The organism is Thiomicrospira pelophila DSM 1534, assembly GCF_000711195.1.
Lineage (GTDB): Bacteria > Pseudomonadota > Gammaproteobacteria > Thiomicrospirales > Thiomicrospiraceae > Thiomicrospira > Thiomicrospira pelophila.
The window spans coordinates 1,853,207-1,877,875 of the sequence record NZ_JOMR01000001.1 but is presented as its reverse complement, the minus strand read 5'-3'; the positions used below and the strand labels follow the sequence as shown (position 1 = coordinate 1,877,875).

The window sequence follows — 24,669 nt, the reverse complement described above, 5'->3', positions numbered from 1 at the left end:
TTTCAGTTGCTTTAAACCCATGTAGAATTAAATAAATTAATTGAGTTATAAGGATATAAATGAAACCCCCATTTGAACGCGGCATCTATTTGCTACCAAATTTAATGACCACCCTGGCCTTGTTTGCGGGATTTTATGCCGTCATTGCAGGCATGAATGGCGATTTTATGGCCGGCGCGATTGCGGTATTTATTGCGATGGTGTTTGACGGGTTGGATGGACGTATTGCCCGCATGACAAACTCAAGCAGTGCATTTGGTGCGGAGTACGATAGTTTAGCGGATATGGTGTCATTTGGTTTAGCGCCGGCTTTGTTAATGTATGTGTGGGGGTTGAGTGAATTTGGTAAGCTCGGCTGGTTGGTTGCGTTTATTTTTACAGCCGGAGCCGCGTTAAGATTAGCGCGATTTAACACTCAAGTAGGCGTGGCCGATCGCCGTTACTTTCAAGGCTTGCCCAGCCCAGCGGCGGCGGCCTTATTGGCCGGGTTTGTTTGGATGGTTGAAAGTAACCAGATTGATACGGGTTTAGAGTCTTGGGTTGCGCTTGGCCTGACCTTGGTGGGTGGATTACTCATGGTAAGCAATGTCCGTTTTAGTAGTTTTAAAGAATTTAATTTAAAAGATAAAGTACCGTTTGTCACCTTACTGTTGATTGTTTTGGTGTTTGTTGTCATTACCTTAAAACCCTCGGTTATCTTATTTGGCCTTGCTTTTCTCTATGCCTTGTCAGGCCTGGTGATGACCTTGGTTCGACTGAAAAAAACACGTGCTCAGCGCCATCGCGCTAAAAGTGAATAATCCGTTTTATTAATGAATTTAGATTGAGACTTAATTGTAATGAAAGATCATTTGATAATTTTTGATACTACCTTGCGCGACGGTGAGCAAAGCCCGGGCGCTTCGATGACCAAAGAAGAAAAGGTCCGCATCGCAAAGCAACTTGAAAAGTTGCGTGTGGATGTGATTGAGGCCGGTTTCCCAGCCGCCAGTCAAGGTGATTTTGACTCGGTTAAAGCGGTCGCCAGTGCGATTAAAGACAGCACTATCTGTGGTTTAGCACGTGCCGTGGAAAATGATATTGCGCGTGCAGGTGAAGCGATTAAACCCGCCAATTCAGGTCGAATCCATACATTTATTGCAACCTCTCCTATTCATATGCAAATGAAACTCCGCATGAGTCCTGATGAAGTAGTGGAACGTGCGGTTTGGGCGGTTAAACAAGCACGCCGCTATACTGACGATGTTGAATTTTCCCCGGAGGATGCTGGGCGTTCTGATTTAGACTTTTTGTGCCGGGTGGTTGAAGCGGTTATTAAAGCCGGCGCGACGACGATTAACATGCCAGATACCGTCGGTTATAACGTGCCGGAACAATTTGGTGCCTTGTTTAAAAATGTAATGGAACGTGTGCCTAACTCGGATAAAGCGGTTTTCTCGGCGCATTGTCATAACGACTTAGGCTTGGCAGTTGCCAACTCCTTGGCGGCGGTATCAAACGGCGCGCGCCAAGTCGAATGTACAATTAATGGTTTGGGTGAGCGTGCTGGTAATACTGCTCTTGAAGAAGTGGTCATGGCGGTACGAACTCGCCAAGATCATTTTTCGGTGGATACTCGTATTCATACACCTGAAATTTTGAATGCCTCTCGTTTGGTGTCCAATATCACCGGGTTTAATGTGCAGCCTAATAAAGCGATTGTGGGGGCGAATGCCTTTGCTCACGAATCGGGTATTCACCAAGATGGCGTATTAAAGCATCGTGAAACTTATGAAATCATGCGCGCCGAAGACGTGGGCTGGGTAACCAATAAAATGGTATTGGGTAAACATTCGGGCCGTAATGCTTTCCGTACACGCTTATTAGAGTTAGGGATTGAGTTTGAAACGGAAGAACAATTAAATGATGCGTTTTTACGTTTTAAAGAACTAGCAGATCGTAAGCATGAAATTTACGATGAAGATTTACAAGCCTTAGTCACCGATGCCAACAATGAACGCTTAGAAAACGAATCCATTCGGTTGATGGCTCTAAGAGTATCAACTGAAATGGGGGAAGCGCCTCATGCGACTTTGACTTTGTGGGTAAATGGTGTTGAGCATACTGCAAATGCTAAAGGTGGCGGGGTAGTCGACGCGACTTTTAAAGCGATTGAGCAAATTATTCACTCTGGCACCACTCTGGAGCTTTACTCGGTGAGTAACGTGACCAATGGTACCGACTCTTTAGGCGAAACCACCGTGCGTTTGGAGAAAGGTGGGCGGATTCTAAATGGTCAAGGTTCGGATACGGATATTGTGACTGCGTCAGCAAAAGCTTACATTAACGCATTGAACAAGTTTTCGATGGATGACAACAAAGCGCATCCACAGCGTGAAGAAACGATTTAAGTTGTGTCTGAAAGCAAAATACATGCAGATGTTTGGACGGGGTTGGGCGTGACCGATTGGCAAGCTCGTCCAAACCTTAAGGCTTCACAATCTAACCTGGTAGCTTCTACAATTGAGCAGGGTGAAGTGGAACAGCAAGCTCAAACGACTCAATATTCTAGTCCGTTAGTTCAACCTAAGTGGGTATTGATTGGTTCAGGCGTGTCGAGTATTTGGCAGCAACCCGACCACCAGGCCTGGTGGTTGTGGCAATCTATACTGAAGTTTCATTTTGGCTCGGAAGACGCTGTATTGTTTTACGACACAGATAGCTTACAGACTGAACAAGCGATGTTTGATGTAGTTGAGCATTTGATTGAACTTGGATGTGAGCAAGTGTTTAGTATGAACCCGGATCATGAGTTGAATGAAATGTTAGCTGAAGGCCTGCAGGTTACACCATTGCCGAGTTTTGAAGCTATGCTTGAACAGCCCAATTTAAAGCGCGTGTTTTATGAGCGCTTAATTCAGTTTTCTGCGCCATAACCCCTGTTTGACCTGTCTATGTTTAGCCACTTAAAACCTTTGGATGAATCTGACTTAGATTGGGTGATGCAAATTGAGCGTCAAAACTACACTCATCCTTGGACAAGGAACGGGTTTGAGCGTGCTTTGCATGAGGGATTAAATTATTTGTTGATGGATGTAGCAGATTCGGCGTTGGGTTATTGTTGCATGCTGCCAGTGTTGGATGAGCTGCATTTATTAAATTTAAGTGTCGCCCCCGATAGTCAAAATAAAGGGGTGGCTAAGCACGCACTGCAAGCAATTTTTAATCGGTTTGAGAACACCGAATATTCGGTTATTTTACTTGAGGTGCGACGTTCAAATAAGTTGGCGCGTAATTTGTACAGGGCAATGGGTTTTGCCCAAGATGGTGTGCGAAAAAATTATTATCAGTGTAGTCCGGATGGACGGGAGGACGCGATTCTAATGTCAAAGCGTTTGGATGGCTAGAAGGTAAAGCGCCAGGCCTGGCCGGTATGGTAAAGCACCAGGCCTGGTATTGTGTTATTTACGAAGTTCAGCTGGAATGGTTTCGGTTAAGGTTTTTGCCATGTCCTTCATTAGTTTTGGCGTACAAGCCAAAATATTCCCAGATTCCAACATGTTATCGTTGCCTGCAAAATCGGTACACATGCCACCGGCTTCTTTAACAAGCAAAACCCCAGCGGCAATATCCCACGGTTTGAGGTTAAATTCCCAGTACCCATCTACGCGGCCCGCGGCTACATAAGCTAAATCTAACGCGGCTGAGCCTGCGCGACGAATGCCAGCCGTATTAAGCATGAAAGATTTAAAGCTGGCTAAATAGCTGTCTACATAATCAAATTCATAATAGGGGAAACCGGTTGCCAATAAAGCGTGTTTCAAGTTTTTTTGCTCGGTAACTCGAAGGCGACGGTTGTTTAAACGTGCACCACTACCACGGGTGGCATGAAACATTTCATCTCTCACAGGGTCAAACACCACACCGTGAGTAAGTTTGCCTTTTTCCATTACAGCGATCGACACGGAAAACTGTGGAAATTGGTGTAAAAAGTTGGTGGTGCCATCAAGTGGATCAATAATCCACTGCATTTCAGCCTTCGGGTTTTGGCGCCCACTTTCTTCAGCTAAGATGCCGTGGTCAGGGTAATATTTATGTATGGTTTTGATAATAGCTTGTTCGGCTAGTTTATCCACTTCGCTGACGAAGTTATTTTTGGTTTTTTCTTCGATATTCAGACGGTCAATATTGTCGAGATTGCGAAGAATGATTTCGCCAGCTTCGCGTGCCGCGATCATGGCCACGTTCAAAATTGGGTGCATGTTGAGTTCCAGATTGTAAAAGAGTGAGCAAACAGGTCGTTTACAAGACCCGGATATGAAAATGCAACAGGCCTAGTGTAAACTAGCTCGCTATTATAAACTAAAACGATGGAATCGACATGCCTGATCAATATGCGCCATTAGCTAGTGTTAAGATAGTTCTGGTTGAAACCTCTCACCCTGGCAATATTGGCGGAGTGGCGCGTGCGATGAAAAATATGGGGTTATCACAGCTAGCTTTGGTAAACCCAAACGATTTTCCGAGTCATACAGCATCGTCAAGGGCATCGGGCGCGGGTGATATCTTGGCGAAGGCTCAAGTGTTTGATAGTTTGGAAGCGGCCGTTGCGGACTGTGCTTTAGTCATTGGTGCCAGCGCACGGTTGCGAAAAGTCGCATGGCCTCAGTTGGATGTCCGTGAAACGGCTGCACTAGCTTTGGAAAAAGCGGCAAACCAGGTAGCTTTAGTGTTTGGGCGTGAAGACTCGGGTTTGTCGAATGCGGAAATGGATCGGTGTCATTATTTGGCTCATATCCCATCAAATCCAGATTACACATCGTTAAATTTGGCCGCCGCTGTTCAGGTGTTTGCTTATGAATGCCGCATGGCGTGCCAGCCAATTGTGGAACAATCGCAAGGCTATCGCCACGACGTCGCCTCAAGCGAACAAATGGAAGGGTTTTACGGACACTTGTACCAAGCGTTGCAAGATATTGAGTTTTTAGATCCGAATAAAAACGCACGTTTTATGCGCCGCATGCGACGGTTATTTAATCGTTCACATTTGGATGTAAAAGAAGTCGATATTTTGCGTGGGATCTTAACCGCCGCGCAGCGTCAAGCGCAGTTACGTGAGGAGGCAAAAAAACATGTTTGATCGTGTGAAGCAAGATATTAAGTGTGTATTTGAACGCGATCCAGCGGCGCGAAATCTATGGGATGTACTGACAACTTACCCTGGTGTGCATGCGATTATTTGGTATCGCTTGGCGCATTTTTTATGGGGAAAAGGTTTAAAGTGGTTGGCACGTTTTATCGCGACCGTGGCACGCTGGTTTACTGGCATCGAAATTCACCCCGCGGCCAAAATTGGTGAGCGTGTATTTATTGACCATGGTATGGGGGTTGTTATTGGTGAAACGGCTGAAATTGGCAATGATTGTACGCTGTATCATGGCGTGACATTGGGTGGAACCAGCTGGAAAGAGGGTAAACGCCATCCAACTCTGGGTGAACGTGTCGTCGTCGGGGCGGGCGCGAAAATATTAGGGCCCATCTATGTTGGCGATGATGCTCGTATAGGCTCGAATGCTGTGGTGATTAAAGATGTGCCAGAAGATAAGACCGTAGTTGGGATTCCTGGCCGTATTGTGCATAAGACCGATGATCAGCAGCGCAAGAAACGTGAAAAAATGGCTCAGAAAATTGGTTTTGATGCCTATGGCATTACGCAGGATGCAGATGATCCCGTCGAAAAGGCGATCTATAGTTTACTTGATCATGTGCAAGCACAGGATGAGCGGTTGTCTCAGCTGAGTTGTGAAATAGAACGCCTAGGTGGTGCGCGCGTTGATATGGAGTTACCCAACTTGGATGATGCGGTGCTGGATCCAGATGATCCAGAGCAAGCGGCACATTTACATCGGGGAGTTAAAAGCGATGCGGAGGGCTAAATAGTTGAGTGTTCCGGTCGGTTATTATACAATTGTGTTTACATTTATTTTAAAACTCGGATTTGTATAGATGAAACTTACTTCAAAAGGTCGCTATGCGGTAACGGCCATGATTGATATTGCCCTGAATCAAGATTCTGGACCAATTACACTGGCCTTAATTTCACAGCGTCAGGAGATTTCGCTTTCTTACCTTGAGCAGTTGTTTGCAAAGTTAAAAAAATCCGGATTGGTTAAGAGTGCACGTGGACCGGGAGGCGGTTACCGATTAAGCCGCGAGGCGCGCGCGATTAGTATTAGTGATATTATTCATGCGGTTGATGAAAAGTTGGATGCACGTAAGTGTGAAGGGCGCGCTAATTGTCAAAATGGTAGTAAGTGTTTGTCTCATGAGTTATGGGATGACTTGAGTTCTATGATTGACGACTTTCTAAGTAATGTTACGTTGCAAACTTTGTTAAATAAAACATCGTCAACTCATAAAATTGAATTGTCTTTGTAGTTAGAGAATCAGATGATCGTTAGGAGAAAATATGGGCGTTAGTCTTACACAAGCCGCAGCTCAACGAGTCAAAACTATGATTGAAAAGCGTGGCGAAGGGATTGGTCTGCGTGTGGGAACGAAAGTAAGTGGATGTGCAGGCTTTGCTTATGTCGTGGACTATGTCGATGAAGCGGCTGAAAGTGATCTGGTTTTTGAAAGTTTCGGTGTCAATGTCTATGTTGATCCAAAAAGTTTACAGAATATTGACGGCCTTGAAATTGATTATGTAAAAGAGAGTTTATTAAACGAAGGCTTTGAGTTTAGAAACCCGAATATAAAAGATGAATGCGGTTGTGGGGAATCCTTTACTGTTTAAAAGAGCTAATTTGGGTTGATAAGCTTGTTTAAGAAACCCCTTTGATGGGGTTTCTTGCTATTGGTCACACAATAGGCGATCAATTGTGCAAACCTTAGGTAGACTTGATAAAATAACCTCCCTTTATGAAAGCCTAAGGAATACAAATGCTTGAACAAACCCTGTCGATTATTAAGCCGGATGCGGTTCAAAAGAATGTGATTGGTGACATTATTCACCGATTTGAATCTCAAGGCTTGCGTGTGGTGGCGGCCAAAATGATCCAAATGACGCAGGAGCAGGCGGCGGGCTTTTATATTGAGCATAAAGGCCGCGAATTTTATGAGCCACTGGTCGATTTTATGACATCGGGGCCTTGTGTTGTTCAAGTGCTGGAAGGTGAAAATGCGATTACTTTAAATCGAAAGATTATGGGGGCGACCGACCCAGCTAAAGCTGAGGCCGGCACTATTCGTGCCGACCATGCCGAGTCTACCCGTGTAAACTGTGCTCATGGTTCAGACTCGTTAGAAAGTGCAGAACGTGAGATCGCGTATTTTTTTAGTGCAGACGAAGTGTTTTCTCGTCAGTAATATTTGCACTCATTTGAGTTAAGTTTAGGAAACATGAGCATGACACAGGCGACAGAAAAAACCGATTTGCTGGGCATGGATAGAGCGGCACTAGAAGCCTTTTTTGCTCAGATGGGTGAAAAACCTTTTCGCGCCGTTCAGGTCATGAAATGGATTCATCAAATGGGAGTGAGTGACTTTGATGACATGACCAATGTCAGCAAGGCCTTACGTGAAAAATTAAAGCAAGTCGCACAGATCCGCACCCCAAAAATTGTGGCTGAGCAGCGCTCAAGTGATGGCACGATTAAATGGGTGCTAGAAATGGATAACCATAACTGCATCGAAACCGTATTTATACCAGAAGCCGACCGAGGCACACTCTGTATTTCTTCGCAAGTCGGTTGTGCATTGGAGTGTTCTTTCTGCTCTACCGCTCAACAGGGTTTTAATCGTAATTTAGAGAATTGGGAAATTGTTGCTCAAATGTGGGTGGCGAATAAAGCGTTGGGCACTACACCGCGCGAGGAAAGAGTGGTGAGCAATGTTGTCTTTATGGGAATGGGTGAGCCGCTATTAAACGTCACACATGTTTTCCCGGTGGCGCGTATTTTAATGGATGATAATGCTTATGGCTTATCAAAGCGTCGTGTCACGATAAGTACAGCCGGGGTTGTACCCGCTATAGACAAATTGCGAGAAGAAGTCGATGCTAGCTTGGCGATTTCATTGCATGCGCCTAATAATGCTTTGCGTGATGAGTTGGTGCCGGTTAATAAAAAATATCCGCTTGAAGTTTTGATGCCCGCCTTGTTTCGTTATGTGGAAGGTGGCAACTCTAAAAAACACATTACGATTGAATATGTGATGTTGGATGGCGTGAACGATCGAGTTGAGCACGCAGACGAGTTGATTGATCTACTGGGGAATTTGCCTTCTAAGATTAATCTGATTCCATTTAATCCGTTTCCAAATACGGACTATAAGCGCTCTTCCAATAATGCGGTTCACCGTTTTCAGGATCGATTAAAGCAAGCTGGGTTAAACTGTACGGTTAGAAAGACACGTGGCGATGATATTGATGCCGCTTGTGGCCAGTTGGCTGGTAAGGTTAAGGATCGCACTAAACGCACGCTTCATCGTGTAGAGTTAACGGATTTGACGATGAGTCCTCAGTTAAATCAAGTGTGAGGATAGTTTGTTTTAAAGAGGGTAAGTCCATGCAGAATCAAGAAATATCAGCGGGATCATCTTTTGCGCAACTGTTGCGTAATACGCGTTTGGAAAAAAAACTCAGCCTCAAACAAGTCTCCGAGAGTTTAAAGTTGCCGGTCGACCGGTTAGAAGAACTCGAAAAAAAGACCTCGATAGAAGATTTAGACTCTTTTGAACGAGGCCACCTAAGAAATTATGCAGCCTTATTGGATGTGGATTTGTCGCCATTTATGCTGAGTCAGGATGATGCACAAAACCTCAGCTCGAAGCTTAAGCCTGTTGAACAAAAAGGCTTAAATGTTCAAGCCCCAGAAAATAGCCGTCGAGTTTATTGGACCGTGGTTTGGGTAATTGTGTTGGTAGTAAGTTATTTTGCCGTGACCAATCTGTTGGAATCGGATATGGCGGAAACCGTTGGTATTCCAAGTGTGAGTACGGAACCCTTAATGCTTGAATCGACTCAAATAGAAAAACAGAATATTGAAACAGATCGGTTTGTGCCTTCGGAGTAAGAGTTCAAACCAAGCCTTAGGAATAAAAACTTTATGACAAAACAAATTGCGGCCATTCGCGGCATGAATGATATTTATGGCCAGCAAGCGATGGCATTTCAAAAAGTTTTGCAGGCCGCAGAGCAGACATTACATCAATATGGTTATCAACCTATTCGTTTGCCTTTGGTTGAAAAAACCGAATTGTTTGCGCGTTCAATTGGTGAAGTAACCGACATTGTCGAAAAAGAAATGTATACCTTTGCGGACCGTAATGGCGATAGTTTGTCATTACGTCCAGAGGGCACGGCGGGATGCGTGCGCGCCATGATTGAAAATGGGTTAACCCACAATCAAATACAAAAACTGTATTATTCTGGCCCGATGTTTCGTCACGAGCGTCCGCAAAAAGGTCGATATCGTCAGTTTCATCAGCTTGGCGTGGAAGTGTTTGGTTTAAACGGACCAGATATTGATGTTGAGCTAATCGCACTCAGCGCTCGTCTGTGGGAGCAGCTTGGTTTGAACGGTTTAGAGTTACAAATTAATTCGCTCGGAAGCCAGCAAGCTCGCACCGCTTACCGAGAAGATTTAGTCGCATATTTACAAAGTCGTATTGACGAATTAGATGAAGATAGTTTGCGTCGTTTAAATACCAATCCTTTACGTGTGTTAGACACTAAGAATCCTGCCATGCAGGACGTTGTTGCCAACGCCCCTAAGCTTATGGATGCTTTGGATGTTGAGTCAAAGCAGCACTTTGAACAACTCTGCGCCCAACTTGATGATTTGGGATTGGATTATGTGATTAACCCAAACCTGGTTCGAGGGCTAGACTATTATAACCGCAGCGTATTTGAGTGGGTGACAAAGGATTTAGGTGCGCAGGGTACAGTTTGCGCCGGTGGGCGTTATGATGGTTTGGTTGAACAAATTGGTGGTAAGCCAACCCCGGCAGTCGGCTTTGCTTTAGGGATTGAGCGTTTGATGGCATTGATTATTGATCAACAAAGCCCAGAAGACAGTATTCCAGCTGATATTTATGTCGTACTGGCGGGGGATCAGGCCGCAAGACCAGGCCTGGTACTAGCTGAAATGTTACGCGATGCCTTGCCAAGCTTAAGTGTTCAAATGAATTGTGGCGGAGGGAGCTTCAAAAGCCAACTTAAGAAGGCAGATAAATCGGGTGCAACCTACGCCGTTATTTTGGGTGACAATGAAGTCAGCCAGCAAGTGGCTATGATCAAACCATTAAGAGAACAATCCGAACAACAGTCACTAGCTTGGGATGAGCTGGTGGCCTTTTTTTCACAACGTATGTAAAAGGTAAGTTATGAGTCGTTATGATACCGAGCAGGAACAAATCGAAGCTATTAAAGCTTGGTGGGCTAAATATGGGACTTTGATTTTAAGTGGTGTGCTAGTGGTAGCGATCGCTTTTGCAGGTTGGCGTTATTGGCAGTCTTATACCTACGCGCAATCGGCAAATGCTTCTGCCACATTTGAGGTGCTAGAACTGAGTCACCAAAATGGCGCATTTGGTGAGGTGTCGCGTGAAGCTCGTCGTTTGATGCAAGAACAGCCTAGTAGCCCATATGCAGGGGCTGCGGCAATGATGTTGGCTCAGTTCCATTGGGAAAAAGCAGAGTCAGAAGAGGCATTAGACGCTTTGCAGTGGGTGGTTAATGCGAAACAGCCAGCCGATATGCAAGTGACGGCACAGTTGAGAATGGCGCGGATCCAAATTGAGTTATCGCAACTAGACGAGGCCCAGAAGCTATTGGATACCTTGGCGACCCAAAAATTGGGTGGTGCTCAACAAGCCAATGTGGATTATGTAATGGCATTGTTAGCTCAATCTCAGCAAAATTTTTCACAGGCTCAGGCAGCTTTCAAACGTGTAGTTGACAATCAGCAAGCTCAAACTGATTTGCGAAATATTGCACGCTTACAAATGGATGATTTGGCGCAATAATGAAAACACCTTTTTTAGTTGTCGGCTTATGTTTAAGCGCGGTATTACTTCAGGCTTGTAGTTCCACTTCAAATACAGTACGTACGCCAACGCCTTTAGCGCAAGGCGTTGATGGCCGTGATTTAACTTTAGAATGGCAAGTATCGGTGAATAAATTGTCTGAAGCCGATGGGCGCAGTTTGACGATTGCTGACGATGCTCAACACTTATTTGTCGCGTCGAGCTCAGGCTTGGTAACCGCTCTTTGGAAACAAAATAAATCGCGCTATACCGATCAAGTTATTTGGCAGACAAAATATGAAGCGGCGATATTAGCCGGTCCAGTGTTAGCGGACGGAAAACTATTGATCGGTTCGGCAAAAGGAGACTTACTTGCGCTGTCTCCTGAAACGGGACAAGTGGTTTGGCAAACTCAGTTAAATAGCGAGGTCGTTAGCACACCGGTTGTGGCGACTGGTCGTGTATTTGTTCGCACGAATGATGGTCGAGTAATTGCGCTTAATCTTCAATCAGGAGAAGTTGTTTGGGTAGCCGATCATCAAATGCCCAATCTGTTTATTCGCGGTGCGGCACCGGTATTGGTAAACGATGATAAAGTTTATGTCGGACGCGAGTCAGGCTTTGTTGAAGCCTTATCGGTCACCACTGGTGAAGCCATTTGGGATGCCCGTATTGTGACCCCGTCTGGTCGTACTGACTTGGAAAGAATGGTTGATATTCAGTCCGGTTTGGTTTTACACAATGACCGTTTGTTTGTCTTAAGTTACAACGGTCGCATGGCGGCTGTAAATCCAAAAAATGGCAATATTTCTTGGGCGAAAGATATCTCCGGTTACCGTGATTTTGTGGTGTTGGATAATGTGATTTATTTAGTAGATGAAACCGATGTGTTGCGTGCATTAGACCCTGCTACTGGTACTGAGTTTTGGAATCAAGCGGCATTGCAATATCGCTTATTAGGTGACGTATTAATTGATTCGAATTTTTCTGTTTCGCGCCCATCAATATTACTTAGCGATGGCTTGGGTTATCTGCATTGGATAGACCCAAAAGATGGTCATATTACGGTGCGTTTCAAACACGCCAATCATTTGAAGGACGGTGAAAAAATCCTCCGGATTCATCAAGATAAAAAACATTATTATGTGTTAGATAGTGATGGGGGCGTAACGGCTTATCAAGATCAAAACGCACCGACCACCAGGCCTGGTGGTGTTAAATCGAGTGTAAACCATGAGTAAACCGATTGTGGCTCTAGTGGGCCGTCCTAATGTAGGTAAATCCACCCTATTTAACCGTTTAACCAAAACCCGTGATGCCATTGTGGCGGATTACCCTGGGTTAACGCGTGACCGCCAATATGGCACAGGACGAGTGGGTGAGTACGATTATATTGTAGTAGATACTGGCGGTTTGAGTGGTGAAGGCCTTGGGATTGATCCTTTAATGGCGTCGCAAGTCCAGCAAGCGCTAGAAGAGGCGCATGCTATCTTCTTTATTACCGATGGGCGCGCCGGATTAACTCCGGCTGATGAGTCAATTGCGAACTTTATTCGTGGTTTTGGTAAGCCGGTACAGTTATTGGTGAATAAAACGGAGGGTTGCAACTTAGATGTTTTAACCGCCGAATTTTATGGCATGGGACTGGGTGAGCCAATTGGTATATCATCGGCACATGGTGATAATGTTGCCGAAGCGGTAGATGATTTAATTGAACGTTTACCGATCGAAGTTAAAACAGATGATGTAGGTTTAGACGAGCATCCGGGCATTCGGGTCGCGGTAATCGGTCGACCCAATGTAGGGAAATCAACGCTTATAAACCGTATGCTGGGTGAAGACCGTGTGGTGGCATTTGATATGCCTGGCACGACGCGTGATAGTATTTATGTGCCCTTTGAACGCGACGGACAAGCTTATACTTTGATTGATACGGCGGGGGTGCGACGTCGAAAAAATGTCTCTGAAAAAATCGAAAAATTTAGCATTCTAAAAGCGATTGAGGCTATGCAGGATGCGCACGTGGTGGTGATGTTGATGGACGGTTCCGAAGGAATTACCGATCAAGATTTAACCTTGCTAGGTTTAGCCATAGAGTCGGGCCGTGGTTTAGTTTTAGCGGTCAATAAATGGGACAATTTAGATCAAGATCAACGCAAAAAAATCCGGCACGAGTTGGATTACCGTTTACAGTTTGTCGAGTACGCTAAAACGCATTTAATATCGGCTTTGCATGGTACGGGTGTGGGCGATTTATTTAAAACGATTAAGCAGGTTTATCGTGCGGCCACACATAAAGTACCAACGTCTGACTTAAATCGAGTTCTTGAGCAGGCGGTGTTGGATCACCAGCCCCCCTTAGTGGGTGGACGTCGTCTAAAAATGCGTTATGCTCACTTGGGTGGTCTGAATCCTCCTCGTGTAATCATTCACGGTAACAAACTCGATAAAGTGCCTAACCCTTATAAGCGTTATTTAGAAAATGTGTTTCGGAAAGCGTTTAAATGGGAGGGTACGCCGGTTATCGTTGAGTTTAGAGTGGGCGAAAATCCATTTGATGAGAACAAAGATCAATTAACCGCAAAACAAAAAGATCGTAAACGTCGGATTAAAACATTCGCCGAATCGAAAAAAACTCGAAATAAACCAAGACAGCGTTCTAACTAATAATTTAACCTCATTTGATTAGCCGGCCTGGTAATTAAACAGGCCATTAGTTAAGTTCTTGTTATCAACTTTCAATCCCAAGGTGGCAGCGCAAAATGACAGCGACAAAACGCATTCGCGAGATTCCATACAATTACACCTCTTTTTCAGATCGAGAAATCGTCTTACGTTTTTTAGGCGAAGCGGGTTGGCAGTCGATCGAACAATTGCGTGAAACTCGTAATACAGGGCGTTCTGCACAAATGTTGTTTGAAGTTCTGGGGGATATGTGGGTTGTATCGCGTAATCCATATATTCAGGATGATCTATTAGAAAATGCCAAGCGTCGCGCTGGTTTGATTGATGCTTTGCATCATCGATTAGCCCAGGTCGAGGCTCGCTTAAATGATAATCAACTGGCTGAATCATTACTGAACTCAGTAAAAAAAGCGGTAACAGATTTTGAAGCTTGGTTCCCTCAGCAAGTTACTTTGCGTCAAAAAGTAAGTAAACGCTTAAAAAAAATCACACGTGCTGACAATACGGACTTTGGTGGTTTAGCAAGGGTATCTCATGCCACGGATGCGACTGACTGGCGTGTGGAGCTTCCATTGGTGGTGATTAGTCCAGACACAGAGCAAGAGGTGGCCGATATCGTCGCCGCTTGCATTGAACTTGGATTGGTCATCATTCCACGTGGGGGTGGCACAGGTTATACCGGCGGCGCAATTCCATTGCATGCTAATACCGCAGTTATTAATACCGAGAAACTTGAGTTCCTTGGTATGGTTGAACCAATTGAGTTGCCGGGTGTGGGGGTTAAAGTCCCTACTGTTCGGACCGGTGCTGGGGTGGTAACTAAACGTGTGACAGAATTAGCAGAGCGCAATGACCTAGTGTTTGCAGTGGACCCAACATCTCATGACGCCTCAACGATTGGCGGAAACATTTCGATGAATGCGGGCGGCAAAAAAGCCGTCTTGTGGGGAACAACTTTAGACAACTTGGCATCATGGAAAATGGTGATGCCAGATGCGAGCTGGTTGGAAGTAGTGCGCGTTAATCATAATCTTGGAAAGCTCCAAGATCAGGCGATGGTTACATTTGAAATTCATCGTTACGAACGTGATGGCACAACCCCAATGGCTGAGGTCGAAACTCTAAATATACCCGGTACGGCTTTCCGCCAAGCTGGTTTAGGAAAAGACGTTACCGATAAGTTCTTGAGCGGTTTGCCAGGTGTGCAAAAAGAAGGCTGTGATGGCTTAATTACCTCTGCGCGCTTTATCTTGCATCGCATGCCAGAACATATACGAACGGTTTGCTTAGAGTTTTTTGGCACTGATTTGAGTTTGGCGGTACCAGCGATTGTCGAAATTACGGACTTTATTGAAAGTAAAAAAGCACAAGGTATTCTGCTGGCCGGTTTAGAGCACTTAGATGAGCGATATGTTAGGGCCGTTAAATACAACACGAAAGCTAAACGTCGTGAGTTACCAAAAATGATTCTAATCGGCGATATTGCTGGTGAAAATGGCTTTGAGGTAGCGAAAACTTGCCAAGAGATTGTTGAATTGGCAAACAAACGTAATGCAGAAGGTTTTGTCGCCGTCAGTGCTGAAGCACGCAAACGTTTCTGGGCGGATCGTTCACGTACCGCTGCCATTTCAGCGCATACGAATGCCTTTAAGGTAAATGAAGACGTGGTTATTCCATTGCCACGCTTGAATGACTACAACGAAGGTATCGAACGTATAAACATCGAAATGTCGATTCAAAATAAAATTGATATTATCGACAGTTTAAGCGCGTACTTTGAAGGCGATATTCCTGAGTATACCTTGGAAGATGATTTTGAAGACAGTCAAGGTGGACCAGCTGACTACTTTAATTCAAAAGTACAGGCGACACTTCAACATCTTGAAAAGGTCAAACACCGTTGGACGATGTTGTTGAACTCACTAGATGAGCCGGCTGCCAACTTAGTCGACTTTTTGGATGAAAGTGCACGCACTCAAATGCGTGATAACGATACTTTAGTTAACTTGATTTTACGTCGTGACTTAGTAATCTCTTACCGTCAAGAAGTACTTGAGTTTTTACAGCAAACCTTTATGGGTCATGACTTTGAAGCGGTCATGGGTCGTTTGAAAGAACTGCATTTTGAATTACGTAACGCACGTTTGTTTGTGGCATTACACATGCACGCAGGGGATGGCAATATCCACACCAATATCCCTGTGCACTCAAACAATTATCAGATGATTCAGTTGGCCGATCGTGTAGTAGAGCGCGTGATGAAACTAGCCACTGATTTAGGTGGCGTTATTTCAGGTGAGCATGGGATCGGTTTAACAAAAATCGAGTTTTTGTCATCGGAAAAAATTCAGGCGTTTGTGGACTATAAAAATAAAGTTGACCCGAACGGTCACTTTAACAAAGGCAAACTGATGCCGGGTTCTGGTTTGCACAATGCTTATACGCCTTCTTTATCTCTAGTTAAGCAAGAAGCGCTGATTTTAGAAGCCAGTGAACTCGATCAGCTTAACAATGATATTAAAGATTGTTTGCGTTGCGGAAAATGTAAGCCTGTATGCCAAACCCATATTCCGCGTGCGAATCTACTCTATTCACCGCGTAATAAAATTTTGGCAACCGGTCAAGTTATTGAAGCCTTCTTATACGAAGAACAAACGCGACGTGGCATTTCATTGCATCATTTTGATGCGATGAACGATGTCGCAGACCATTGCACCACTTGTCATAAATGTGAAGCACCTTGCCCAGTTGATATTGACTTTGGTGATGTATCCATACGTATGCGCAAGATCTTGACTGATATGGGGCAAAAACAATCGAGCATAGGCACAAAGGCTGCCTTGTTCTACTTAAATACTGGACAGCCAGGCCTGGTGAAGTTTTTACGCACCACTTTATTGGGCTGGGGGGCAGTCGGTCAACGACTTGGTCATCGTTTGGCTAAATGGACAGGGTTGCTTGGCCGCAAGGATCAATTGCCAGCGAGTTCTACCGGGCAAACACCGGTGACACAGCAAGTTATTCACTTTGTGCGTAAACCCTTAGATATAGGGCCAAATCAGCCGACTATGCGCGCGTTGCTTTCACTTGAGGATCGAACGATTGTGCCGATTTTACGTGATCCGGTTAAAACCTCTGAGGAAACCGAAGCCGTGTTTTATTTCCCGGGCTGTGGCTCTGAGCGTTTATTCAGTGACATCAGTATGGCGACCTTAACGATGCTGTATGAAACTGGTGTGCAAACGATTTTGCCTCCAGGTTACTTGTGTTGCGGTTATCCACAAACGGCGGCGGGTCAAGCGGCTAAAGGTGCGCAAATTACGACTGAAAATCGAGCCCTGTTCCATCGCGTAGCTAACACCTTAAATTATCTAGATATTAAAACCGTGTTGGTGTCATGCGGGACATGTATGGATCAGTTGTTGAAATATGAATTTGAACAGATTTTCCCAGGTTGTCGTTTACTAGATATTCATGAGTTCCTGATGGAAAAAGGTGTGAAAATGCAAGGTGTAGAAGGGGTGCAATATATGTATCACGAGCCATGTCATGATCCAATGAAAAAATATGACTCGGCTAAAGTAGCAAGCACTTTGACTGGTATTGACGTACCATTAAATGATCGCTGCTGCAGTGAAGCGGGAACTTTGGCAACCTCTCGCCCTGACATTGCTAACCAATTACGTTTCCGTAAGGAAGAGGAGTTGAAGCAAGGTATTAAAGACTTAACAGGCTCGGATAAAGCGGTTAATGGAAATGTGAAGCTATTAACTTCTTGCCCAGCTTGCCAACAAGGATTAAACCGCTATCAGGATGAAACTGGCCTAAAAACCGATTATATCGTGGTAGAGATGGCGAATAATTTATTGGGTAAGAGCTGGAAAAAAGACTTTATTGCCAAGTTAGAAGATGATGGAATTGAACGTGTGTTGTTATAAAAGACTTTAGGAATGATTTAAGATATTAAAAAACCGCCCGTCTAATAATTTAGATGGGCGGTTTTTTTTGTGCGGGATTAAGCAACAGTTTATCTAGGCGTTTGCTTTGAATAGTATTCAGCTAAGGCTTTGATTTCTTCATCTGTTAGGTCACGAGCAAAAGCCGCCATAGTTGAATCGCGACGATAACCTTCACGGTAGTCTTTAAGAGCTTTCTCTAAGTAAGCGGCATGTTGGCCTGCAATTTTAGGGAAATTGGGAGCCAAGCTATTTCCATCAGCTCCGTGACAACCTACACAGGTTGTACTTTTAGCAGGTGGATCCATTGCAATCGCACCGTTGCTGATTAGACTTAAAGCGAATGCCGTGATTAGTCCTTTTTTCATGCTCGTTTTCTCCAGTTGAGGGGCTTTTTAACAAAATAACTTCTATATTATAACCAAACTGTTCACGTAGAAATAAAAAAACCGCCCGTAGGCGGTTTTTCAAACGCTATAAGTGACTTATAGGCTAGACATATAAGCGGCTAGGTTTTCAATGTCTGCATCAGACAAACCAGCCGCCATAGGCTGCATCATTGCTGACATAGGGCCAACATTTTCACCAGCACGGTACTTCTTAAGAAGACCAGCCAATTCGCCAGCATCACGACCTTTAACAGCCGGACCAACGCCACCTTCACCACCAGCTCCGTGACAACCCATACAGGTTGAGAACGCGGCTTGACCAGCTTTTACGTCTGCGGCTTGAGCAGTCATACCAAAAGTCATTAAACCTACTGCCGCAGCAGCTAAAATTGCTTTACTCATGTTGCACTCTCCTAAAGTACTAAACAAAAATTTCAGGGTGAACCCTTAGCGGTAATTAGAAACCAAAAGCCAATTGGAGTCAAGCTAATAAGGGGCTGGAGCCTTTATTAGCAGTTTCTGTTATTAGTTTATTTTATGGTGATAGATAAACAGTTAATAAAAAACACTTAGATCTAATTTCGGTTGGTTACGTTAGAATGTTTTTTTAAAAGGAGGTTTCATGGTCTTAATTAAGCTTTGGTTGATTACAATAGTTGCCACCATCGTTAGCTGGTATGCATTGAAGCTGGTTAATAACCCAAAACCCTTGGGGTGGGTGTTTTTATTTTGGGTTGGTGTGATTGGTGTGACGACGATACTTCTATATTTGGTCTCGGTTTTTTTGGTAGCTTAACTTAGTTAGCCTATTGATATATTTTATGGCGAAATTTTAATATTTTATTTCAGATTCTTTAAATTCCTGTAATAAACGTTGGAAACTTTGATAGCGGGTGTAAGCGATTTGATCATCTTCAACCGCCTGCTTAATCGCGCAACCTGGCTCAATGCTATGGGTGCAGTTATGAAACTTACACTGTCCTAGGAAAGGTTCAAAATCAGCATAATAACTTTCTAGCTCCGTAAGTGAGCAGGGGCTTGGGGTGAATTGGCGAACGCCGGGTGAGTCAATGATGTCGCCCCCTTTAGGTAGGTGGTAAAGGATGCTGTTTGTTGTGGTATGAACCCCTAAGCCTGTCGCTTCAGATAAAGCGCTGGTTCGAATATCTAAGTCTGGAATAAGTGCGTTAATTAAAGAGGATTTCCCTGCGCCAGAAGGCCCAACCAATACGCTGGTTTGTTGGTTTAAAAAATCTTCTAAATCTTCAAGCCCATGTTCTAATTGACTGGAGACCGGAATCAGTTCGATGCCCATTTCTTCATAGGGAATCAATAATTCGGCCACTGCTTCCCAAGCTTCGTCATCCTGAATAAGATCAATTTTATTTATGATAATGGCAACTGGAATATTTAATTGCGCCGCAGCCACTAAATAACGGTCGATCATATCTGGATGAATGCCGGGTTCAATCGGTGTAACAATACCAATGATGTCAATATTCGCGGCGACCATGCGTGTTTGGCCACGAAAGCCTGGTCGCGAAAGCTTACTATGGCGAGTAAGCACTTCACTTACAATACCTGTACCGGCTTCAATATCAGGTTGCCATCTGACGCGATCTCCAGCGACCAGTTTGCCAAGGTGTTGGCGCACGGCGCAGTTGATAAGTTCGCCTTGCTCAGATTCAATCAGTAAACGTTTACCAAAATTGGTGATCACCAGGCCAGCTTGCAATAAACCTTCGGCCGGTAATGAATCCGCATGGCGTTTTTTTTGTACGCGGCGTTGCTGTTGATCACTAAGTTTACGTTTGCTCATAGTGTGTACCCACGTTCATGCTATTTCCATCACAGTGACACGAAGTCTCAGAGAGAATAAAAAGCCTTAATATTGACGTTAATTTATTTTGAGTTAATAGTCCTCAAAAACTTCGTGGTTCGGTGCTTTTGTGGTGACACTATTAGTCCAATAGCGCGTTAATTTTGGCCGCCATAATCATGTCGTTTTGGCTTAAGCCTTTTATGCTGTGGGTTTTGAGTGTGATGGTGCATTCGTTGTAACCAAAGCAAATGTTTGGGTGGTGGTCTTCTTTATGCGCAACCCAAGTGACGGCATTCACGAACGCGACGGTTTGATGGTAATTTTTAAAACCAAAAGTTTTGTGAATAGTGGCGTAATCCAGTGTTACATCCCAGCCCGGCAGCATGTTTAAATAACTTTCAATCGTGGGGATCACTAACCCTTTTTGGCCTTTCGGGATCTCTTCACATTTTTGTTCTAATAGGTTAGGGAGTTCACTCATTTGTTTTCTCCTTTTAGAGTCTTTAAATGGTCGATACGAATTTTAGCGGGTGGATGACTGTCATGATAAGCCGAGAAGCTTGGATCCGGCGTGAGAGTGCTGGCATTGTCACGGTACAGCTTTAACAATGCATTGATCAAATGTTGTGCGCCCACATGTTGAGCGGCAAATGCATCGGCCTCAAACTCATGTTTGCGACTTTTGAAGGCCATAATTGGGCCTAGGAAAAAGAACATTACTGGCACAGCGGTTACAAATAATAGCAAGGCCGCCGCTGGCGTGGCAGTCTCAATCCCTAGACCACTATAAAAGGCCGGTAACTGAACCAGCCAGCCCAGTAAAGCTAAGCCGATGAGACTGATCGCCGCACCTTCGATTAGGCGCTTGGTAATGTGGCCGTGTTTAAAATGGCCTAATTCATGCGCAAGCACCGCCTCTACTTCATCAACAGTGAGTTTTTCCAGTAGGGTATCAAAAAATACAATACGTTTGTTTTTGCCCATGCCAGTGAAATAGGCGTTGCCATGACCGGAGCGCGATGAGCCATCCATCACAAAAATGCCATTAGATTCAAATCCGGTGCGCGCCAACAAAGCTTCAATACGTTGTTTCATTTCACCATCTTCTAATGGGGTGAACTTGTTAAATAAAGGCGCAATCCATTTAGGATAAGCCCATAATAAAGTTAAATTAAATCCCATCCAGATAAGCCAGGTATATAACCACCAGGCCTGGTCGATATAGCTGTTCATGATGCTGACAATCGCCCAAAGTAATGGTAGGCCTAAAATGAACATGAGCCCCCATTGTTTTAGAAGATCGCTCATGAACTTGACCGGAGTGGTTTTGTTAAAGCCAAACAGGGCTTCAATTTTAAAGGTGCTGATAATTGAAAAAGGCAGGTGAAGCAAAGCTAAAAACCAAAAAGTCGAGAGTAGAAAACCGACATCTTGCCATATTGGGGCAAGCTCTATGTTCTGCCAGATACGATAAATGTCTTGAAATCCGCCACCCAGCGTCATGATTAAGATTACAGCGGCATCAAAAAAAAGCACAAGTCGGCTTAATTGAAGTTTGGCGCGAGAGTAATCAGCGGCTTTTTGATGCGCCTCCAAGTTAACGACCTCGCTAAACTCTTGAGGTACTTGCTCGCGGTGACGCAAAATGTGGAACTGGTTTTTAATGTTTAACCAAAGCTCGATCAGCAAATTGCTGGCAAGGCTCAGAACAAACAAGACACTGATGAAATTCATACAAACACCTTTAAACTCGTTTTCATTATTGGGGCTAGCAGGTTAATATAGGCGGTTATTGTAAGTTAAAAGGGTGTGTTTATGAAATCGGATAACAATTTGATTTGGATCGATCTTGAGATGACCGGATTGGAGCCACGTGAGCATAAAATTATTGAGATCGCGACCCTAGTCACCGACTCCGATTTAAATGTGTTGGCTGAGGGCCCAGTTATGGCCATTAACGTAGGTGAAACCGAGCTGGCGAAAATGGATAGCTGGTGTGTTGATCATCATGGACGTTCGGGTTTAACCAAGCGAGTGAAAGACTCGAGTGTTTCTGTACGTGACGCCGAATTAAAAACCATTGAGTTTTTATCTCAGTATGTTTCAAAAGGCGTGTCGCCTATGTGCGGCAATAGTATCTGTCAAGATCGTCGTTTTTTAGTCGAAGAAATGCCCGAACTCGAAGCCTATTTTCATTATCGAAACCTGGATGTGAGTACTTTAAAAGAATTGTCGAAGCGCTGGGCGCCTGAAGTTTATGCATCGCACAAAAAACAAGGTGCGCATTTAGCGATGGCGGATATTCTTGAGTCGATTGATGAGTTAAAACACTATCGCGAATATTTGTTTAAGAAGTAATAACCTAGTAAACTTGTCAGAAATGAGTCGAGCCACTCATTATTCAAAATAAAATCAAGCATTTTGAGTTCTCAAGGTGCTTGGTTTTCTATATAATTAGAATCTTTTTTCGATTTTATGAACTAAACAGGCGGTTACGTTTGTAACCATTTTGGTCTGTTTAACAATTGGAGGGCCATTATTGTGGAACTAACTGGTGCCCAAATCCTAATCCATTTTTTGGAGGATGAGGGGGTAGAGCATATTTGGGGTTATCCGGGTGGCGCAGCTTTGCCTATCTACGATGCCTTGGACACGGACGCGAAAGAATTGAAACATATTCTAGTCCGTCACGAACAAGCCGCGGTTCACGCTGCGGATGGTTATGCACGCTCTACAGGTAAGCCAGGTGTGGTGCTCGTAACGTCTGGACCTGGAGCCACCAATACTGTTACTGGTATTGCAACGGCACATATGGATTCGACGCCATTAATTGTCATTACTGGACAAGTAGCCACCGATATGATCGGTTTGGACGCTTTCCAGGAAGTGGATACGGTTGGAATTACGCGCCCCATTGTGAAACACAATTTCTTGGTCAAGGATGTTAATGATCTTGCGATGACGCTCAAAAAAGCGTTTTACATCGCAACAACGGGCCGACCTGGCCCGGTTGTTATTGACATACCTAAAGATGTCCAAAACGCCACAAGCACCTATGAATATCCACAAGAAGTTGAGTTACGCTCCTACTTACCTGTAGTAAAAGGGCATACTGGACAAATAAAAAAAGCGGTCGAAATGATGCTCAGTGCCGAGCGGCCGATTTTCTATACCGGTGGTGGTGTCGTCATGGGGGAAGGTTCGGAAGAACTGGTTAAGCTGGTGAAGTCATTAGGTTATCCGATTACACAAACCTTGATGGGCTTAGGCGCGTTCCCAGCGGACGATAAGCAAAATATTGGTATGTTAGGGATGCACGGTACTTACGAGGCCAACTTAGCGATGCATCATTGTGATGTATTGATCGCGATTGGTTCACGTTTTGATGACCGTGTAACCGGTAATATCGCCAAGTTCTGTCCGACCGCCAAAATTATCCATGTGGATATTGATCCAGCTTCTATTTCAAAAAACGTGGTGGTGGATATTCCGATTGTAGGGCCGGTTCAACAGGTTGTGCAAGAAATGAATACCCAGCTTGCTAAGCTAAACAAAAAGCCGGATAGCCAGGCCTTGCAGGCCTGGTGGTCACAAATAGATGAGTGGCGTAATGTGGATTGTCTTAAGTACGACACCACGGGTAGCAAAATTAAGCCTCAAGCGGCGGTTCAAGCTGTTTGGGAAGTCACCAACGGTGATGCTTATGTCACAGCGGATGTAGGTCAGCACCAAATGTTTGCGGCGCAATACTATACGTTTAATAAGCCACGTCGTTGGATTAACTCGGGCGGACTCGGCACCATGGGCTTTGGTTTGCCAGCCGCGATGGGTGTGCAGATGGCTTACCCAGATGCCACCGTTCTGTGCATTACGGGTGAAGGTTCGATTCAAATGAATATCCAAGAACTTTCGACCTGTTTGCAATACGGGTTGCCCATTAAGGTGGTGTGCTTAAACAATGGCTTTTTGGGTATGGTTCGCCAATGGCAAGAGTTTTTCTACGATCGTCGTTATTCGATGTCATATATGGACTCTTTACCTGATTTCGTCAAATTGACGGAAGCATATGGTCATGTCGGCGTACGTATTGACGATCCTAAAACCATGAAGAAACAGCTAGAGGAAGCGTTTGCGCTGAAAGATAAGTTTGTCTTTATTGACATTATTACCGACCAGCAAGAAAACGTATATCCAATGATCCCGGCCGGTGCGGGACAAAACGAAATGATTTTGGTGTAACGATGAAACATATTATTTCAATGTTAATAGAAAATGAATCGGGCGCGTTATCACGTGTATCTGGTTTATTCTCCGCGCGTGGTTATAACATTCACGCTTTGACCGTCGCACCGACCGAAGATGAGTCACTTTCGCGTTTAACGCTGGTGACGATTGGTACCGCACATCAAATCGAGCAGATTGTGAAACACCTCAATCGCTTAATTGACGTGGTGAAGGTGATCGACTTAACTGAAGGTCCGCATATTGAACGTGAGTTGATGTTGATTAAGCTCTCAGCGACCGGTGAGTTCCGTGAGGAGTTTGTGCGTTTAACGGATATTTTCCGTGGCACGATTGTCGATGTGACGGCCACCACCTACACGGTACAAATGATCGGGGAGACGCAAAAGTTGGACGCTTATATTGCGGCGATTGATCCAGCCTTGATTCTTGAAACTGTGCGTTCCGGTGCGATGGGAATTATGCGTGGAGAAAAGTGTTTGCAAATCTAGCAAATAAACCACCAGGCCTGGTCTTAAGCAAATTGTTTAAGACTGGGTTATAATCCCACAAATTTTTTAAAAGATAT

Annotated in this window: 25 protein-coding genes; 19 read left to right on the top strand and 6 right to left on the bottom strand. The window is 44.5% G+C overall.

Features of this window, described 5'->3' with window-relative positions; translation table 11 throughout:
* The first annotated feature begins 59 nt into the window (after positions 1-59).
* Genes pssA through rimI form a run of 4 tightly spaced genes read left to right on the top strand, consistent with a single transcriptional unit; the run spans position 60 to position 3,386 of the window.
* Positions 60-800 carry a CDP-diacylglycerol--serine O-phosphatidyltransferase gene (gene pssA / locus N746_RS0109035; RefSeq protein ID WP_029935938.1) on the top strand — a complete coding sequence of 247 codons (741 nt, stop codon included), beginning with the start codon at positions 60-62 and terminating at the stop codon, positions 798-800.
* A 39-nt stretch (positions 801-839) separates the two neighbouring features.
* A complete protein-coding gene (locus N746_RS0109030) occupies positions 840-2,390 on the top strand; it encodes a 2-isopropylmalate synthase (RefSeq protein WP_029935937.1) in 1,551 nt (516 codons plus the stop codon).
* 3 nt (positions 2,391-2,393) lie between these two features.
* Positions 2,394-2,915, top strand: a complete 522-nt coding sequence (locus N746_RS0109025; protein WP_029935936.1) for a hypothetical protein — start codon at positions 2,394-2,396, stop codon at positions 2,913-2,915.
* An 18-nt stretch (positions 2,916-2,933) separates the two neighbouring features.
* Complete coding sequence (gene rimI, locus N746_RS0109020; RefSeq protein ID WP_029935935.1) at positions 2,934-3,386, top strand: ribosomal protein S18-alanine N-acetyltransferase; 453 nt, start codon at positions 2,934-2,936, stop codon at positions 3,384-3,386.
* A gap of 54 nt (positions 3,387-3,440) precedes the next feature.
* Here rimI and N746_RS0109015 read toward each other — a convergent pair whose 3' ends face one another.
* Entirely contained in the window at positions 3,441-4,241 is an 801-nt protein-coding gene (locus N746_RS0109015; RefSeq protein WP_029935934.1) for an inositol monophosphatase family protein, read from the bottom strand.
* A gap of 119 nt (positions 4,242-4,360) precedes the next feature.
* Here N746_RS0109015 and N746_RS0109010 point away from each other — a divergent pair, with 119 nt between their 5' ends.
* The 12 genes from N746_RS0109010 to N746_RS0108955 all read left to right on the top strand — a co-directional run bounded on the left by N746_RS0109010 (position 4,361) and on the right by N746_RS0108955 (position 17,630).
* Positions 4,361-5,119 carry an RNA methyltransferase gene (locus N746_RS0109010; RefSeq protein ID WP_029935933.1) on the top strand — a complete coding sequence of 253 codons (759 nt, stop codon included), beginning with the start codon at positions 4,361-4,363 and terminating at the stop codon, positions 5,117-5,119.
* Entirely contained in the window at positions 5,112-5,915 is an 804-nt protein-coding gene (gene cysE / locus N746_RS0109005) for a serine O-acetyltransferase (protein ID WP_029935932.1), read from the top strand. Before N746_RS0109010 ends, cysE begins: the two co-directional genes overlap by 8 nt.
* A 70-nt stretch (positions 5,916-5,985) precedes the next feature.
* Positions 5,986-6,417, top strand: coding sequence for a Fe-S cluster assembly transcriptional regulator IscR (gene iscR, locus N746_RS0109000; RefSeq protein WP_029935931.1), 432 nt, complete (start codon positions 5,986-5,988; stop codon positions 6,415-6,417).
* A gap of 31 nt (positions 6,418-6,448) precedes the next feature.
* Complete coding sequence (locus tag N746_RS0108995; protein ID WP_029935930.1) at positions 6,449-6,775, top strand: HesB/IscA family protein; 327 nt, start codon at positions 6,449-6,451, stop codon at positions 6,773-6,775.
* 146 nt (positions 6,776-6,921) lie between these two features.
* Positions 6,922-7,347, top strand: a complete 426-nt coding sequence (ndk, locus tag N746_RS0108990) for a nucleoside-diphosphate kinase (protein ID WP_029935929.1) — start codon at positions 6,922-6,924, stop codon at positions 7,345-7,347.
* A gap of 39 nt (positions 7,348-7,386) precedes the next feature.
* Complete coding sequence (gene rlmN / locus N746_RS0108985; RefSeq protein ID WP_029935928.1) at positions 7,387-8,517, top strand: dual-specificity RNA methyltransferase RlmN; 1,131 nt, start codon at positions 7,387-7,389, stop codon at positions 8,515-8,517.
* Positions 8,518-8,546: 29 nt separating this feature from the next.
* A complete protein-coding gene (locus N746_RS0108980) occupies positions 8,547-9,053 on the top strand; it encodes a helix-turn-helix domain-containing protein (protein WP_029935927.1) in 507 nt (168 codons plus the stop codon).
* Between the two features lie 33 nt (positions 9,054-9,086).
* The gene (gene hisS / locus N746_RS0108975; RefSeq protein ID WP_029935925.1) at positions 9,087-10,355 is read left to right on the top strand and encodes a histidine--tRNA ligase; all 1,269 of its coding nucleotides are present in this window, start codon (positions 9,087-9,089) and stop codon (positions 10,353-10,355) included.
* Positions 10,356-10,365: 10 nt separating this feature from the next.
* The gene (locus tag N746_RS0108970; protein WP_029935924.1) at positions 10,366-11,007 is read left to right on the top strand and encodes a YfgM family protein; all 642 of its coding nucleotides are present in this window, start codon (positions 10,366-10,368) and stop codon (positions 11,005-11,007) included.
* A complete protein-coding gene (bamB, locus tag N746_RS0108965; protein ID WP_051678607.1) occupies positions 11,007-12,248 on the top strand; it encodes an outer membrane protein assembly factor BamB in 1,242 nt (413 codons plus the stop codon). Before N746_RS0108970 ends, bamB begins: the two co-directional genes overlap by 1 nt.
* Complete coding sequence (der, locus tag N746_RS0108960) at positions 12,241-13,674, top strand: ribosome biogenesis GTPase Der (RefSeq protein ID WP_029935921.1); 1,434 nt, start codon at positions 12,241-12,243, stop codon at positions 13,672-13,674. The genes bamB and der overlap by 8 nt, the downstream gene beginning before the upstream one ends.
* A gap of 95 nt (positions 13,675-13,769) precedes the next feature.
* Positions 13,770-17,630: a DUF3683 domain-containing protein gene (locus tag N746_RS0108955; RefSeq protein WP_029935919.1), complete on the top strand. Its 3,861-nt coding sequence runs from the start codon at positions 13,770-13,772 to the stop codon at positions 17,628-17,630.
* Positions 17,631-17,719: 89 nt separating this feature from the next.
* Here the strand turns inward: N746_RS0108955 and N746_RS0108950 are convergent, their stop codons facing one another.
* The 5 genes from N746_RS0108950 to N746_RS0108925 all read right to left on the bottom strand — a co-directional run bounded on the left by N746_RS0108950 (position 17,720) and on the right by N746_RS0108925 (position 21,593).
* Entirely contained in the window at positions 17,720-18,016 is a 297-nt protein-coding gene (locus N746_RS0108950) for a c-type cytochrome (RefSeq protein ID WP_029935917.1), read from the bottom strand.
* Positions 18,017-18,133: 117 nt separating this feature from the next.
* Complete coding sequence (locus N746_RS0108945) at positions 18,134-18,439, bottom strand: c-type cytochrome (RefSeq protein WP_029935916.1); 306 nt, start codon at positions 18,437-18,439, stop codon at positions 18,134-18,136.
* A gap of 430 nt (positions 18,440-18,869) precedes the next feature.
* Positions 18,870-19,856 (bottom strand): ribosome small subunit-dependent GTPase A, encoded by a 987-nt coding sequence (gene rsgA, locus N746_RS0108935; protein ID WP_029935914.1) that lies wholly within the window; start codon positions 19,854-19,856, stop codon positions 18,870-18,872.
* A gap of 142 nt (positions 19,857-19,998) precedes the next feature.
* Positions 19,999-20,340, bottom strand: a complete 342-nt coding sequence (locus N746_RS0108930) for a 4a-hydroxytetrahydrobiopterin dehydratase (RefSeq protein ID WP_029935912.1) — start codon at positions 20,338-20,340, stop codon at positions 19,999-20,001.
* The gene (locus tag N746_RS0108925) at positions 20,337-21,593 is read right to left on the bottom strand and encodes a M48 family metallopeptidase (protein WP_029935911.1); all 1,257 of its coding nucleotides are present in this window, start codon (positions 21,591-21,593) and stop codon (positions 20,337-20,339) included. The genes N746_RS0108930 and N746_RS0108925 overlap by 4 nt, the downstream gene beginning before the upstream one ends.
* 81 nt (positions 21,594-21,674) lie before the next feature.
* Between N746_RS0108925 and orn the strand changes: the two genes are divergently transcribed.
* The 3 genes from orn to ilvN all read left to right on the top strand — a co-directional run bounded on the left by orn (position 21,675) and on the right by ilvN (position 24,592).
* A complete protein-coding gene (orn, locus tag N746_RS0108920; protein ID WP_029935909.1) occupies positions 21,675-22,217 on the top strand; it encodes an oligoribonuclease in 543 nt (180 codons plus the stop codon).
* A 183-nt stretch (positions 22,218-22,400) separates the two neighbouring features.
* The gene (locus tag N746_RS0108915; protein ID WP_029935908.1) at positions 22,401-24,098 is read left to right on the top strand and encodes an acetolactate synthase 3 large subunit; all 1,698 of its coding nucleotides are present in this window, start codon (positions 22,401-22,403) and stop codon (positions 24,096-24,098) included.
* A 2-nt stretch (positions 24,099-24,100) separates the two neighbouring features.
* Entirely contained in the window at positions 24,101-24,592 is a 492-nt protein-coding gene (gene ilvN, locus N746_RS0108910; protein ID WP_029935907.1) for an acetolactate synthase small subunit, read from the top strand.
* The last annotated feature ends 77 nt before the right edge of the window (positions 24,593-24,669 follow it).

Excerpts from the sequence above, each read along its gene's own strand:
- N746_RS0108945 (WP_029935916.1), bottom strand. The coding sequence starts at position 18,439 with ATGAGTAAAGCAATTTTAGCTGCTGCGGCAGTAGGTTTAATGACTTTT.
- cysE (WP_029935932.1), top strand. The coding sequence starts at position 5,112 with ATGTTTGATCGTGTGAAGCAAGATATTAAGTGTGTATTTGAACGCGAT.
- der (WP_029935921.1), top strand. The coding sequence starts at position 12,241 with ATGAGTAAACCGATTGTGGCTCTAGTGGGCCGTCCTAATGTAGGTAAA.
- N746_RS0108980 (WP_029935927.1), top strand. The coding sequence starts at position 8,547 with ATGCAGAATCAAGAAATATCAGCGGGATCATCTTTTGCGCAACTGTTG.
- N746_RS0108930 (WP_029935912.1), bottom strand. The coding sequence starts at position 20,340 with ATGAGTGAACTCCCTAACCTATTAGAACAAAAATGTGAAGAGATCCCG.
- iscR (WP_029935931.1), top strand. The coding sequence starts at position 5,986 with ATGAAACTTACTTCAAAAGGTCGCTATGCGGTAACGGCCATGATTGAT.
- N746_RS0109030 (WP_029935937.1), top strand. The coding sequence starts at position 840 with ATGAAAGATCATTTGATAATTTTTGATACTACCTTGCGCGACGGTGAG.
- N746_RS0109010 (WP_029935933.1), top strand. The coding sequence starts at position 4,361 with ATGCCTGATCAATATGCGCCATTAGCTAGTGTTAAGATAGTTCTGGTT.
- hisS (WP_029935925.1), top strand. The coding sequence starts at position 9,087 with ATGACAAAACAAATTGCGGCCATTCGCGGCATGAATGATATTTATGGC.
- N746_RS0108970 (WP_029935924.1), top strand. The coding sequence starts at position 10,366 with ATGAGTCGTTATGATACCGAGCAGGAACAAATCGAAGCTATTAAAGCT.
- N746_RS0108950 (WP_029935917.1), bottom strand. The coding sequence starts at position 18,016 with ATGAAAAAAGGACTAATCACGGCATTCGCTTTAAGTCTAATCAGCAAC.
- orn (WP_029935909.1), top strand. The coding sequence starts at position 21,675 with ATGAAATCGGATAACAATTTGATTTGGATCGATCTTGAGATGACCGGA.
- pssA (WP_029935938.1), top strand. The coding sequence starts at position 60 with ATGAAACCCCCATTTGAACGCGGCATCTATTTGCTACCAAATTTAATG.
- rlmN (WP_029935928.1), top strand. The coding sequence starts at position 7,387 with ATGACACAGGCGACAGAAAAAACCGATTTGCTGGGCATGGATAGAGCG.
- N746_RS0108955 (WP_029935919.1), top strand. The coding sequence starts at position 13,770 with ATGACAGCGACAAAACGCATTCGCGAGATTCCATACAATTACACCTCT.
- N746_RS0109015 (WP_029935934.1), bottom strand. The coding sequence starts at position 4,241 with ATGCACCCAATTTTGAACGTGGCCATGATCGCGGCACGCGAAGCTGGC.
- N746_RS0108995 (WP_029935930.1), top strand. The coding sequence starts at position 6,449 with ATGGGCGTTAGTCTTACACAAGCCGCAGCTCAACGAGTCAAAACTATG.
- N746_RS0108925 (WP_029935911.1), bottom strand. The coding sequence starts at position 21,593 with ATGAATTTCATCAGTGTCTTGTTTGTTCTGAGCCTTGCCAGCAATTTG.
- rimI (WP_029935935.1), top strand. The coding sequence starts at position 2,934 with ATGTTTAGCCACTTAAAACCTTTGGATGAATCTGACTTAGATTGGGTG.
- ilvN (WP_029935907.1), top strand. The coding sequence starts at position 24,101 with ATGAAACATATTATTTCAATGTTAATAGAAAATGAATCGGGCGCGTTA.
- ndk (WP_029935929.1), top strand. The coding sequence starts at position 6,922 with ATGCTTGAACAAACCCTGTCGATTATTAAGCCGGATGCGGTTCAAAAG.
- rsgA (WP_029935914.1), bottom strand. The coding sequence starts at position 19,856 with ATGAGCAAACGTAAACTTAGTGATCAACAGCAACGCCGCGTACAAAAA.
- bamB (WP_051678607.1), top strand. The coding sequence starts at position 11,007 with ATGAAAACACCTTTTTTAGTTGTCGGCTTATGTTTAAGCGCGGTATTA.